The sequence below is a fragment of the Bacillota bacterium genome (genome assembly GCA_040757085.1).
GTDB lineage: Bacteria > Bacillota > Sulfobacillia > JACIYH01 > JACIYH01 > JACIYH01.
Window position 1 is genome coordinate 1 of the sequence record JBFLXJ010000019.1, and the last position, 12,452, is coordinate 12,452.

Genomic DNA, 12,452 nt, shown 5'->3' on the forward strand with positions numbered 1-12,452 from the left:
AAGCCGCCCACCAGAAGGCAAACTTCAGCTTCTCCCGGGGGCGGGCCTCGCCGCCCGTCCCGCCCACGGCGTCCCCGGGCCGGTCCACCGCGTTCTGCTCACTCACCGCCCTCACCTCCTGCCGCCAGAGGGAGCTCGGGAAATCGGTTACGGGTTCCAGGGAAGGGCCCGAGCTTCTTGATCTCCTCCACCATTTCCGTTACCACCTGCACCAGCTTCTGGCCCTCGTTAGCCGAGATCCAGGCCAGGCGGAAGCGGGAGGGGTGGATGCCGAACTGGGCCAGGGTGCGCTCCAGGAGGGGTACCCGGCGCAGGGTCTTGTAGTTGCCCTGCTGGTAGTGGCAGTCGCCGGGGTGGCAGCCGGCCACCAGGACGCCGTCCGCCCCGCAGGCGAACGCCTTGAGCACCATGGTGGGTTCCACGCGGCCCGAGCACATCACCCGCACGATGCGCAGGTTGGCCGGGTACTTCAGGCGGGAAACGCCGGCCAGGTCGGCTCCCGCGTAGGAGCACCAGTTGCAGAAAAACCCGAGTATCTTGGGCTCGAACTCTGCGGCCGTCATACCGAGAGCACCTCCTCGATCTGGGCCAGTACCTGGGGCGTCCGGAAGTGGCTCACCGACAGGGCACCGGACGGGCAGGCGGCGACGCAGGTGCCGCACCCCTTGCACAGGGCCTCGTTGACCTGGACCACCTTGAATCCCTCATGGTAGGAGATGGCGTTGTACGGGCACACGGGTAGGCAGGCGCGGCAACCCGAGCAGATTTCCTCTGCCACCTGGGCCACCACGGGCGAGATGGTCACCCGTCCGGCCGAGAGCAACCTGAGCACCTCGGCGGCCGCTCCCGCACCCTGGGCCACGGCGTAGGGGATGTCCTTGGGACCCTGGCAGGCGCCGGCGATGAATACCCCGTCGGTGGCGGTCTTGAGGGGTTCCAGCTTGGCGTGGGCCTCCAGGAAGAATCCGTCGGGAGAACGCTGGATGCCGAAAACCTGGCTTACGCGGGCGGCCCCGGGCCGCGGCTCCATGGCCGGGGACAGGATCACCATGTCCACGGGGATCTCGCGGTACTTGCCCAGTAGGGTGTCCTCGCACTGCACCACCAGCCGTCCGTCTTTGCTCGCCACCTCGGCGCCCTTACCGCGGATGAAGTACACGCCTTCGTTCTGCACCCGGTTGTAGAACTCTTCGTAGGCCTTGCCGAAAGCGCGGATGTCGATGTAGAAGTTGTATACGTTGGCGCCGGTCTTCTCCTTTGCCAGGTGGGCCAGCTTAAGGCTGTACATGCAGCACACATTGGAGCAGTACTCGTGGTAGTTCTGGTCGCGGCTGCCGATGCAGTGCAGGATGGCCACCGCGCGGGGCGTGCTGCCGTCCTGAAGCTGGACGTGCCCGCCCGTGGGCCCGGAAGCGTTGATCATGCGCTCGAACTGGAGGGCGGTGAGCACGTTGGGGTAGCGGCCGTAACCCCAGGGGCCCCGGCTGGGATCGAAGAGGGTGTACCCCGTGGCCACGATGATGGCCCCGAAGGTTTCCTCCACCAATTCGTCCTGCTGGCCAAAGTCGATGGCCCCGGTGGGGCACAGCTTCTGGCAGGCGCCACACTTGCCGCTCTGGAACCTGACGCAGCGCTCCCGGTCGATGACGGGCTTGTTGGGAACCGCCTGCGGGAAGGGGATGTAGATGAGCTTGCGCTTGCCCAGGCCCTCGTCGAATTCGTTGGGTGCGGTGTAGGGGCACTTGGACCAGCACGTGCCGCAGCCGGTGCACTTTTGCATGTCCACGGAACGGGCCTTGTGGCGGATGGTGACCCGGAAATTTCCCACGAACCCGTCCACCTTTTCCACTTCCGAGTAGGTATGGAGGACGATGTTGGGGTGCTGGGCCACGGCCACCATCTTGGGGGTGAGGATGCAGGCGGAGCAGTCCAGGGTGGGGAAGGTCTTGTCCAGCTTGGCCATCTGGCCACCAATGGAGGGTTCCTTCTCCACCAGGTGGACCCGGAAGCCGCCATCGGCGATCTTCAGGGCCGCCTCGATGCCGGCGATGCCGCCCCCCACCACCAGGGCTTGCGGGGTGACGTCGGCGTACCGCTCCTCCAGGGGCTCGTGCAGGGCCACCCGGCGCACTGCCCCCGCCACCAGGGCCTTGGCCTTGCGGGTGGCGGCGGGCATGTCCGTCGTCACCCATGAGCAGTGCTCCCGGATGTTGGCCATCTCCAGCAGGTAGCCGTTGAGGTGCGCGCTCTCCAGTGCCCTGCGGAAGGTGGGTTCGTGCATGCGGGGGGAGCAGGAGGCCACCACCACCCGGTCCAGGCCCAGGTCGGTGATGTCCTTGCGGATGAGGTCCTGGCCCGGATCGGAGCACATGTACTGGTAATCCCGTGCCACCACCACGCCGGGGAGGGCAGCGGCGAATTCCCGTACCGCCGCCACATCCACCGTACCGGCTATGTTGGTGCCGCAGTGGCAAACGTATACACCTATCCTGGCCAAAGTGCCACCTCCTTTACCTCAGGCCCAGCACCCGGTCGGCGGGCACGAAGCTCTGTCCGATGGCCAGGTCATTGCGGTCGAGTCCCAGGGCCAGGCCTACCACCTGGGTGAAGTACAGGACGGGCGTGTCGTGGTAGGTCCCGAAGCGGGCGCGCAGCTTGGCCCGGTAAGCGTCCAGATTGAGCTGGCACAGGGGACAGGCGGCCACGATCACGTGAGCACCGCGTTCCCGGGCCTCCTCCAGGATCTCGAAGGTGAGGCGCAAGGCAACCTCCTCTTTGGTGTTCATGAAGGAGCCGCCGCAGCACTTGGTCTTGCGTTCGAAGGGAAGTACCTCTGCCCCCAGGACGCAGAGCAGTTCGTCCAGGGAAGTGGGGTTCTCCGGATCCTCGTACGGATTGCGGGGGCGGGACAGGAGGCAGCCGTAATAGGGGACCACCTTGAGGCCGTCCAGGGGCCGGCGCACGTGCTCCTCCACCCGGGGAAGTCCCAGGTCGCGGGTGAGGATGTGGACACCGTGCTTTACCGCGATCTCCCCTTCCAGGTGGCGGTCGACCGCGTCCAGCACACGCTGAAGGCGGTCGCGGACGCGCCTTTCCTCCCGGTAGGCTTCCAGGGTGGGGGCCAGGTTGGCGTAGCAGGCGTTGCAGGTTACGGCCAGATCCAGGCCGGTGGATTCCGCCAGGGCCAGGTTGCGGGCGCAGAGGGCCATCCCCAGCAGGGGGTCCACGTTGGAGACCGCGGTGGAACCGCAGCAGCACCAGTCGGGTACCTCTTCCAGTTCGATCCCCAGTGCCTGGAAGGTGGCGTAAGTGGAGCGGGTGTAGTCCCGGGCGGAGGCGTGAGCCGTACAACCAGGGTAGAAGGCGTAGCGCAGCCGGTTCACCTGACCACCACCTCTTGCCCTGTGGCCCGCGGTTCCGATTGTGCCCTCACGCCCACCTCGCGGGCGCCCGCGCTCTCGGACGTGCGCACACGTTCCACCGCTTCCATGAGCCGCCGCACCTCGCCGAGACTGCGGGTGCGGTCGGGCAGGGGTGCCATCCGCCCCCGGCGCACCAGTCCGAGGGCCATGGGCATCATGCCCAGCACCCGCGTGGGTCGCGTCCGCAGGGCATAGGCGGCGACCAGGGTGGGCTCGTGTACCCGCCCGAACATGCGCAGAACCCGCAGGAAGCTGTCGTAGAAGGCGGGGGCGTCCTCGCGCGGGTTGACATAGCCAGCCCGCAGGGCCAGGGACTTCAGGGTCATCATCACCCGGGTCACCTGTATCCCCCGCGGGCACCGCACCGTGCAGGAATAGCAGGAGGCGCAGTACCAGATGGCCTTGCTGGCCAGTACCTGCTCCCTGAGCCCGGTGCGCACCATCTCCATGATGCGGCGCGGGGTGTAGTCCATCTGCTCAGCGAACTGGCAGGAACCGGAACACGTGCCGCACTGCATGCATGCCCAGACGGACTGACCCGAGATATCCTCGACTTCCGCGGGGAAATACGGGTTACGGATTTCCTCGGGGAGCAGTTCGCGCTGGGTTACCACCGGCTCGATGGCTACCACCATCCTTCATTCCTCCCTCTGGCGGGGATCCGCGTATTGGGCTGCCAACTGTGCCTCGATCCACTGGCACCAGGCATCGACTCCCTCGCCCGTACGAGCGGAAACCGGGAATACTGTCGCCCCCGGTGCACATTGCTCCAGCACTTTCTGGAATTCTTCGAGGGTGAGGTCAAGGTGGGGCAGGAGGTCCACCTTGTTGAGGATGACCGCGTGGGCTTTCTGGAAAGCCAGGGGGTACTTCTCCGGCTTGTCGGGACCTTCGGTGACCGAGAACACAACCACGGTGCGGTCGGTCCCGATGTCGAACTCGGCGGGGCACACCAGGTTGCCCACGTTTTCCACGAAGAGGAGGCGTCCGGCTCCCGGCAGGTCCTCGAGGGCCCTGGCCACCATGCTGGCATCCAAATGGCAGGCTCCGCCGGTGTTCAGCTGCACCACCGGTACGCCCAGGGCGGAGATGCGTTCCCCGTCCCGGGTGGTGGCGATGTCGCCCTCCACCACCGCGCAGCCGTACCGCGGGTGGAGGCGGGGCAGAGTGGCTTCCAGCAGGGCGGTCTTCCCGGCGCCGGGCGAACCCATGATGTTGAGGGCCAGCACTCCCCGCTGGCGGAACAAGGCCCGGTTGGCTGCCGCCACCCGGTCACTGGCCGCCAGCAGATCCTTAGCCAGAATCACTTTCATGGCGAACCGTCTCCTTCCAGGTAATCCATCCGCAGCTCCAGGCCACTTTCCAGGCGGGGGTGGCCGGCGCTGCACCCCGGGCAGCGGGGGAGTGGCTCCGGGTACTGGGTCCCGCAGTGCGGACAGGCCCACCGCGCCGGCACCTCCTGGATTTCGAGCCGGGCTTCCTCGAGGGGCGGGAAGCGCCCCCGGCACGCCTCCCAGGCAAAGCGCAGGGCGTCCTGGCAGGCGGCCAGTTCCCCCACCGTGATGTGGACTGCGGTTACTCTGCGCATCCGGTGAGAGGCAGCGGCCTGCTGGCAGGCCTTGAGGATTTCTTCTACCAGTGCGAGTTCGTGCACGGTTTCACTTGCCCGTCAAGATGATACAAAATGGTGACAGCAATTGCCTTGTCAGTTCGTTGCGGCTTCATTGCACAAAATGACACAAACCCGGCCCGGGGACCTGGCCTGCCCCCGGCGACTATGTGATCACGCTAACATGGTTGCCTGCCCACGGGTTGACTGTCAGGATGGTAGTCAGAAGTAACCCAACGCCAGGAGGGTGCTCAGGATTGCCAGGTAGGGGCTGGAATACTTGAAGAGCAACCACACCCGCCTTTCCGTCGGGCGCAGCATGACGGCGAGAGCGAGGACGAGCAGACCTGCCTGTACCGCCACCGCGCTCACCAGGAATGGCAGACCTACCCGAACGGAAGAAATGAGCAGAGCGGAGAAGCCGAGGAGCAGGAAGCTGGCGGCCGCCAGGCAGCGGGAACTCACCTCCACGGAGAACACCGCCGGGAGCATCGGTACTCCTGCCCGCCGGTAGTCGTCCCGGTACCTCAGGGCCAGGCTCCAGATGTGGAGCGGCGTCCACACGACCACCAGCGCGCAGAGGAGCAGGCCGGCGGGATCGACGAAACGGCCTGTTATGGCGCTCGAGGCTACCAGGGCGGTGAACCCTCCCGAGGGAGCACCGGCCAGGACGTTCCAGATGCTGCGTCTCTTCAACCACAGGCTGTAAACCAGGATGTTGTCCACCAGGCCGAGCACCAGCCAGAACGTGCTCCAGGGGTGGCCGGTGGCCAGGGAAGCGGCCACGCCCGCCAGGGCCAGTCCCAGGCCCAGGTGCAGGGCTTTTTCGGGCGGCCGGATGCGTCCTTGCGGGATGGGGCGGTGCATCGTGCGCACCATGACCCGGTCGAGATCCCGGTCCAGGTAGCAGGTTATGGCGTTGGCCCCCATGGATGCCAGGGTGACTGCCAGGACGCCCAGCAGCAGTCCCACCCCGTAGCGGGGGGCGGGTTCCCCCAGGGAAGTGAGCCATCCCGACACCAGGGCCACATATACCAGGAGGATCACCAGCCGGGGCTTGGTTACCGCCAGATAAGCACGCACCGATGACACTCCTCCCTGCTACCCCGCGGACCCGGATCATCTGCTTTCCCCATGTCCGTGCGGACGGATCCGGGTCGCCTGAGATCCCGCACGGCTGAAGCTACTTTAATCATTTCGATACCGGGACTGTGGCAACCTTCCTGTGAGGTTAGCTGGAAGGCGGCAATCCATGGTATATTTGGTAGGAGACCATGACCGGAGGGGGCGAGGAATGTGGATGCCATGTGGGGTAATCTGCTCTGGATATTTTTCCTGATATGGGGCCTGCTCCTCCCCGTGATGTCGCGCCGGCGCCTTGACCTGGTGCGGGCCCAGACCATCTACCGGCTGCAACAGAAGCGGAAGACCAGGGTGATATCCCTCATCCACCGCCAGGAGGCGGTGAGCTTCCTGGGCATCCCCCTGGCCCGCTATATCGATATCGAGGACTCCGAGCAGGTGCTGCGGGCGATCCGTCTCACTCCCCCGGACGTGCCCATCGACCTCATCCTCCACACTCCGGGAGGACTGGTGCTGGCCGCAGAGCAGATCGCCCGCGCCCTGAGCCGCCATCCCGCCAAGGTGACGGTGATGATCCCCCACTACGCCATGTCTGGCGGTACTCTTTTGGCCCTGGCGGCCGACGAGATCCTCATGGATCCCAATGCGGTGCTTGGTCCGGTGGATCCCCAGGTGGGCCAGTACCCGGCCGTGTCCATCCTGGCGGCGGTGGAGCAGAAGGGGAAGGAAAAGGCCGATGACCGCACCCTCATCCTGGCCGACATCGCCCGCAAGGCTCTGGCCCAGACCAGGGACACGGTGGTGGACATCCTCCTGGACAAGATGGATCGGGAACGGGCCGAGGTACTTGCGGACATCTTCACCGACGGCAGGTGGACCCACGATTACCCCATCACCTGTGAAACCCTGCAGGGACTGGGTTTGCCCGCCTGCACGGACCTGCCCCCCGAGGTGTACCAGTTGATGGAACTGTACCCACAGCCCGTGCAGAGGAGGCCCTCGGTGCAGTACGTGCCACTGCCCATGGGTGAACCGGTCGAGCGCCGGCGCGCCACCGAGCGCTAGCCGAAAGCATTGACGGCTGGTGGGGCCGTGGTATAATCGGGATCGAAACCAATACAGACGCGATCCCGCTGCGGCTCGCGGGTTCAGGGAAGGGATGAAAGGAGCCGGGACGTTCTGTTCTGGCTCCTTGCCTTTTGCGGCGGGATAGCGGAAGGGGAAGGGAAGAGATGGCGCGGGTTGGCCTCACCTTCAACCTGAAGAAGGCCCGAGACCCCGAGGATGACGAACCTCCGGACGCTCAGGCCGAGTACGATTCTCCTGCTACGGTGATGGCGGTGGCAGACGCGCTCCGCCGGGGAGGACACCAGGTGGTATTCCTGGAAGCGGACGAGTTCCTGCCCGACCGCATCCGCGAGGAAAGCCCGCAGGTGGTGTTCAACCTGGCCGAAGGTTTGCGGGGGGAGAGCCGGGAGTCCCACGTGCCGGCGCTGCTGGAGATGCTGGGTATCCCGTATACAGGCTCAGGGGTACTCAGCCTGGCCCTGTGTTTGGATAAGCCCCTTACGAAGGTGGTGCTGGGACAGTACGGGGTACCGACACCGGCCTTCCGCGTGATAGCCCCGGACGAAGCAATAGACGCCACCGGCCTGCGCTTTCCCTTGTTCGTGAAGCCGGCTCACGAGGGGTCCAGCATGGGGGTGGGGCCGGGGTCAGTGGTGTACGGCGAGACTGACCTGGTGCGTCAGGTGAACCTGGTCCGCGAGCTTTACCGGCAGGAGGCCCTGGTGGAGGAATTCCTCCCCGGTCGGGAGTTCACCGTCGGCCTGGTGGGCAACCGTTGCCTGCACGCCTTTCCCATCATGGAGATCAACTACGATGAGGTGCCGGCCGATCACGGGGCCGTGTACTCCCGTCATTTCAAGGAACACTGGGACGACGACAGGTACTACCTGTGTCCTGCCCCCGTGGATGAGGCATTGCGGGCGGAACTGGTGGAGCTTGCCCGGCGTGCCTTCCGCGCCCTGCGTTGCCGCGATGTGGCCCGGGTGGACCTGCGGCTGGACGCTGCCGGTCGTCCCCAGGTACTGGAGATCAATCCCCTGCCCGGTCTGGCCCCGGGGTTTTCGGATCTGCCCCGCGCGGCGGCGGCAGAGGGATGGACTTACGAGGAACTGGTTAACGGCATTCTGGACGTGGCCCTGTTGCGCCTGGGCATGAGTCACCTGGCCAGCGGGATGCTGGTGGAGAGCAGGATGCTCGCCTGACACGGTTAGCCGGCTCGGGCTGACACGGTAATCCGGTTGTGGTTGGTAGCGGCCCCGACGGTGGATGCCACAGCGTCGGGGCCGATCTTCACACCCGGGATGTCCGCGCTGGATTGATTTACATAAAGGGTTAACTCCCCGGGCGTCGAATAGGAAGGCGGCAAGCAAGGGGCCGTGTGACGGCGGGGAGGGTTGCTTACGCAGCACGGTATACCGGAAGTATGCTCGCAGCAAGGGAAGCAGGGCCCGCGCCGGGCCAGAGGCCCGATCCGGCAGGAAGGAAAGGCCTGGCGGGGGCAGAAGGTGTGGCGGGGGCAAAAAGTGGTGTTGCGGCCGCTCCGGGATGAGGACCGGAAGATGGTCGCGTCTTGGATGCAGGATGCAGAAACTGCCAGGTTGATGGGGACGGGAGTGGGACCGTGGGACTTTCCCCCGCCGGGCTCGGAGTACCTGTGCATGGCTATCAATACCATTTGCGGTCGGCTGATAGGTTACCTGGCACTGCGAGACGTGTCGTGGCGGCTGCGGGAAGCCGAATTGCACATGTGCATCGGGGAGAAGGACTTCTGGGGGCAGGGCATGGGGGCGGATGCCCTGTGCACGTACCTGACCTACATATTCTCCTCCACCCGCCTGCTGCGCGTTTATCTGCGGGTGTACGCCGATAACCTGCGCGCCATCCGCTGCTACCAGAAATGCGGTTTCCGCATCCGGGGCATCCTGCGGGCCGGCCCCCGCCAGGATCGGGGATTCCGTGACCTCCTCCTCATGGAGGTGGGCCGGTCCCAGATCGCGCGTACGGGGACATAGAAAGAGCCACGACGTCTGCAGGTCGGGGAGCCGGCTACCGGTGACGTTCGTGCCCTTCTGTTTCAGCGGCTCGAAGAGAACGGATTCTCCCGCCCCTCTGCAGGCGCCGGCACCGGGGGCACGCGCAGCTTGACGCCCGGCCGGGGAGCCGCGGGGCCCGGTGCCGGGGCACCCGGGTTGAGCTGGAAACCGACCTGGAGGTCAAAACTGACGCCGCCCTCTGCTGGTCCAAGCGTGGTGAGGCTCATGCTGGCGGTGCGAGGGAACACCCGCAGGGCCTGCAGGAATTCGGACACCTGCCGGTAGCCGCCCGTCCCGCTCACCTGTATCGTGAGCACGCCTTTGCCGTCGACCCCGAGGGTCAACTTCAGGAAGGACAGATTCCACGTATCTTCCGCCGACTTGAGGAGCATTACCACATCGGCCGCATCGAAGGGGGTACCCGGATCCACTCCTGCGCTGGCGACTGCTTTCCGCAACTCCTGGAGTCGCTTCTCAAGGGCGGCCTCCTGGCCCTCCAGTTCGCGCAGTCGCCCCACCACTTTCTCTCCCTCCGCGACCTCGAGCCTGAGTGCCTGCAGCCGGGTGACCGCGGGCAGGAACAGGCTTACACCCAGGGCACCGATGATCAGCAGGACCAGTCCTGCCGCCACGATCGTTTTCTCCCTGGGGGTGAGAGGCCTCAGTCTCATGGGCCGGTCCTCCACGCGGCGGTGATGGTGAAGAGCACCAGGCCTTTCTCTGGGGTCCGGGTAACCTCGGCTGCGGAAACCTGGCTGAGGTAGGGGCATTCCTCCAGGGCCCGCACCAGGGCGGCTGTACCGGCCAGGTCGGAGGCCTCACCGGCGAGGCGCAGGACATTGCCGTCCCAGCGCAGTTCCCGCAAAACAACCTGGGGTGGCGTCACACGGGCCAGAAACCACATCAACTCTCCCCAGGGAGGGACTGTCGCGGGCGGGGTGGTCTCCTGACTCAGCAGTTTCTCGAGGCGAGTGATCTCAGCTCTCATTTCGGCCAGACGGCTCAAGCGCGCCCGTTCCGCCTCGACCTGCGCCATTCGCTGCTCCCAGGCCTGCACCTGGTGGCTGAGTTCCACACGCGCCAGTACAAGGCCGGCAAGAAGCAGGCACCCGACCGCGGTCAGAAGAAGGAATCTCCTGCGCCTTTGGGCACGCTCCTTGATTTCCCGCGGCAGCAGGTCAATAGTGTTCAAGCTGTGCTCCCCCGCAAGGACAGACCCAGAGCCAGGAAGTGTTCCGGCCCGAACGCGTGCGGGTCAACCGCCCATCTCACGTTCTCTCCGGGTAGTTGAGCCACGCCTATCCACCTGGTGCCGGAGGGAAGGCGGCTCCACCGCGCCAGCGTAGGCTCCAGCCAGGAGGTCAGGACCTCGCAGAATCCCACCAGCCTGGCTCCTCCCCCGGTGAGGTGCACGCGCGGCATGAGACCGCGCTCGCTCTGGTCAAGGCAGTATTCTACCGTCTTCGTGATCTCGCTGGCCAGGCGGTCAGCGCCCGGCCTGAGTTCGGGGATTTCCAGCCCGCGCGCCCTCTTGTAGGCCTCGGCGGTATTCTCGTCGATCCCCAGATCTCGTGCCAGGGCCCTGGTGAAGTGGTCTCCTCCCAGTGGAATCGTGCGGGCGAGCAGGGGGGTGCCCTGCTGGCTCGCAAACACGAGCGTCCCCATTGCCCCCAGGTGCACGCCGATGGTCAGGATGCCCTCCGTACCGGCACCGTTGTGGGGGCCTGTAACAGAACTGCCACCTGAAGCGGCATCAGGGCTCACGGCTGCCACAATTTCCAGGGCGCGGGCCAGGGCCACGCTGTCGGTTTCCAGCGCGACCGGTGCCAGGCCTCCCATCTCCATGGCCCGGGCCAGCCCGCGCACCGTGTCCGAGTGGGCACCCACGAGCAATACCCTCATCTGCTGCCTGCTCTGCCCGAGCACGGCGAAATCTATCTCGGCGTCGGCCCAGGGCAGCGGCAGGTAATGATCCCCCTGCAGCCTGAGCATGGCTTCCAGTTCGCGCCTGCCCATGAGGGGTAGTTCCACCTGCCTCATGATGGCCCTTTGCCCATCAACTACGCCCACCGACCGGCGCCCCCGGAAGAGGCTCGTTGCTTCTCGGAGCAGCGAGGCAACCCGGTGCAGATCCTGGACCTGGCCCCCTGCCACGATGCCCTCGGGCACCGGGTAAGTGGCGTAGCGCCAGATGGTGAGCACCTTACCGTGTAGTTCGGCCTGCACTATCTTCAGCCACCGGGAGCCGATATCGACACCCAAGAACCCCCTGGCCCGCCCTGCCACCTCACCCACCAGGACGGGAGGCAGGTCCCGGCTGGCTGCAGTGCTCTCCTCCGCCGCTGCTTCTGCCCGGGCGGGGCCGGGGGCGTCCGCGGGGGCGCACACCGGCTCCGCGTCATCCTCTTCATTGATCGCCTCAGGCGAAGGGGGAAAGTCCTCTGTTACCTCTGCCGTCACCGGCGCCGTCGGAGCAGCCTCTGGCGCGGCCGCTGTACCCTCACTGACGCCGGCCTCCGGGGGAGTTTCCCCGCCAGCCCCGTCATCTGTTGGCGGACTGCTCTCGGCGGTAAGCTCGGGCGCAGGCAGAGCCGCCCCGGGGAGTTCCTCTCCCGCGCGCTCACGGGCAGGTGCCAGGTTCAGGGAAAGCCCCCGTGGTCGGGAAAAGAGCGAGACAGCGGCAAGCACCGGTGATGGCTTGCCATCCGTTGCCGCTTTCCTGCCTATGGTGCCTTCGAGGACCAGTTCGGCTGGGAAAAGAGCGTATCGGGCGGGCGAACGTGCGGGACGAGGCCACGCCGGCACGACCTGTTGCCCTGCTGAGCCCGACTGGGAAACCGGCAGGGGGACGAGAAACTGGCGGACCCCCGGGGCTTGCTGGCGCTCGCCCGACGAAACGGACGGCCCCGGTTTCCGCAACCGCGACTCTTTCCTCGCGTTCACGTCCCTCTCCCACCGGGCATCGCGATCAGTGTTCTGCATTGTGCGGCCTGACGCCCTTGACCAGCGTCCCCTCCACAATACGTCTCATACGGTAGAGAGTGTCCTCTAAGCTCATCCATCGATCACGCGGCCACTCCGGATAGGGCGGGGGAGGTGCCGTTCCTCGAAACTCAACAATGCCTGCAGATAGCTGCGCATTGTTGAGAGGCCGGGCGAACAGCACTCCCGACCATTTGCGCCGGGGGATCACGCCCCGGAACCGGGGATAGACCATCTCCAGGCGGGCCTTGGGGT

14 protein-coding genes are annotated in these 12,452 nt (G+C 65.9%); 3 read left to right on the plus strand and 11 right to left on the minus strand.

The window, feature by feature from the left end; all coding sequences use genetic code 11:
* Window positions 1-98: 98 nt before the first annotated feature.
* The 7 genes from AB1446_07110 to cyoE all read right to left on the minus strand — a co-directional run bounded on the left by AB1446_07110 (window position 99) and on the right by cyoE (window position 6,114).
* The gene (locus tag AB1446_07110) at window positions 99-563 is read right to left on the minus strand and encodes a hydrogenase iron-sulfur subunit (protein ID MEW6546668.1); all 465 of its coding nucleotides are present in this window, start codon (window positions 561-563) and stop codon (window positions 99-101) included.
* Entirely contained in the window at window positions 560-2,497 is a 1,938-nt protein-coding gene (locus tag AB1446_07115) for a CoB--CoM heterodisulfide reductase iron-sulfur subunit A family protein (GenBank protein MEW6546669.1), read from the minus strand. Before AB1446_07115 ends, AB1446_07110 begins: the two co-directional genes overlap by 4 nt.
* Before the next feature lie 13 nt (window positions 2,498-2,510).
* A complete protein-coding gene (locus AB1446_07120) occupies window positions 2,511-3,383 on the minus strand; it encodes a CoB--CoM heterodisulfide reductase iron-sulfur subunit B family protein (protein MEW6546670.1) in 873 nt (290 codons plus the stop codon).
* On the minus strand, window positions 3,380-4,057 hold the full coding sequence (locus AB1446_07125; GenBank protein ID MEW6546671.1) for a 4Fe-4S dicluster domain-containing protein: 678 nt from the start codon (window positions 4,055-4,057) through the stop codon (window positions 3,380-3,382). The genes AB1446_07120 and AB1446_07125 overlap by 4 nt, the downstream gene beginning before the upstream one ends.
* Window positions 4,058-4,060: 3 nt before the next feature.
* Window positions 4,061-4,735, minus strand: coding sequence for a hydrogenase nickel incorporation protein HypB (hypB, locus tag AB1446_07130; protein ID MEW6546672.1), 675 nt, complete (start codon window positions 4,733-4,735; stop codon window positions 4,061-4,063).
* Complete coding sequence (locus AB1446_07135; protein MEW6546673.1) at window positions 4,732-5,076, minus strand: hydrogenase maturation nickel metallochaperone HypA; 345 nt, start codon at window positions 5,074-5,076, stop codon at window positions 4,732-4,734. The genes hypB and AB1446_07135 overlap by 4 nt, the downstream gene beginning before the upstream one ends.
* Before the next feature lie 177 nt (window positions 5,077-5,253).
* On the minus strand, window positions 5,254-6,114 hold the full coding sequence (gene cyoE / locus AB1446_07140) for a heme o synthase (GenBank protein MEW6546674.1): 861 nt from the start codon (window positions 6,112-6,114) through the stop codon (window positions 5,254-5,256).
* Window positions 6,115-6,336: 222 nt separating this feature from the next.
* On the opposite strand from cyoE, the gene AB1446_07145 reads away from it, so the two are divergent.
* The 3 genes from AB1446_07145 to AB1446_07155 all read left to right on the plus strand — a co-directional run bounded on the left by AB1446_07145 (window position 6,337) and on the right by AB1446_07155 (window position 9,194).
* Window positions 6,337-7,179, plus strand: a complete 843-nt coding sequence (locus tag AB1446_07145; GenBank protein MEW6546675.1) for a hypothetical protein — start codon at window positions 6,337-6,339, stop codon at window positions 7,177-7,179.
* A 167-nt stretch (window positions 7,180-7,346) separates the two neighbouring features.
* Complete coding sequence (locus AB1446_07150; GenBank protein MEW6546676.1) at window positions 7,347-8,384, plus strand: D-alanine--D-alanine ligase; 1,038 nt, start codon at window positions 7,347-7,349, stop codon at window positions 8,382-8,384.
* Window positions 8,385-8,708: 324 nt separating this feature from the next.
* A complete protein-coding gene (locus AB1446_07155; GenBank protein MEW6546677.1) occupies window positions 8,709-9,194 on the plus strand; it encodes a GNAT family protein in 486 nt (161 codons plus the stop codon).
* A 62-nt stretch (window positions 9,195-9,256) separates the two neighbouring features.
* Here AB1446_07155 and AB1446_07160 read toward each other — a convergent pair whose 3' ends face one another.
* The 4 genes from AB1446_07160 to AB1446_07175 form a co-directional block, all read right to left on the minus strand.
* Window positions 9,257-9,886 (minus strand): hypothetical protein, encoded by a 630-nt coding sequence (locus AB1446_07160; protein ID MEW6546678.1) that lies wholly within the window; start codon window positions 9,884-9,886, stop codon window positions 9,257-9,259.
* Complete coding sequence (locus AB1446_07165; GenBank protein MEW6546679.1) at window positions 9,883-10,407, minus strand: PilN domain-containing protein; 525 nt, start codon at window positions 10,405-10,407, stop codon at window positions 9,883-9,885. The genes AB1446_07160 and AB1446_07165 overlap by 4 nt, the downstream gene beginning before the upstream one ends.
* Entirely contained in the window at window positions 10,404-11,675 is a 1,272-nt protein-coding gene (gene pilM / locus AB1446_07170) for a pilus assembly protein PilM (protein MEW6546680.1), read from the minus strand. Before pilM ends, AB1446_07165 begins: the two co-directional genes overlap by 4 nt.
* Before the next feature lie 508 nt (window positions 11,676-12,183).
* Window positions 12,184-12,452, minus strand: a 269-nt coding sequence (locus tag AB1446_07175; GenBank protein ID MEW6546681.1) for a hypothetical protein, incomplete at its 5' end; no start/stop codon positions are given.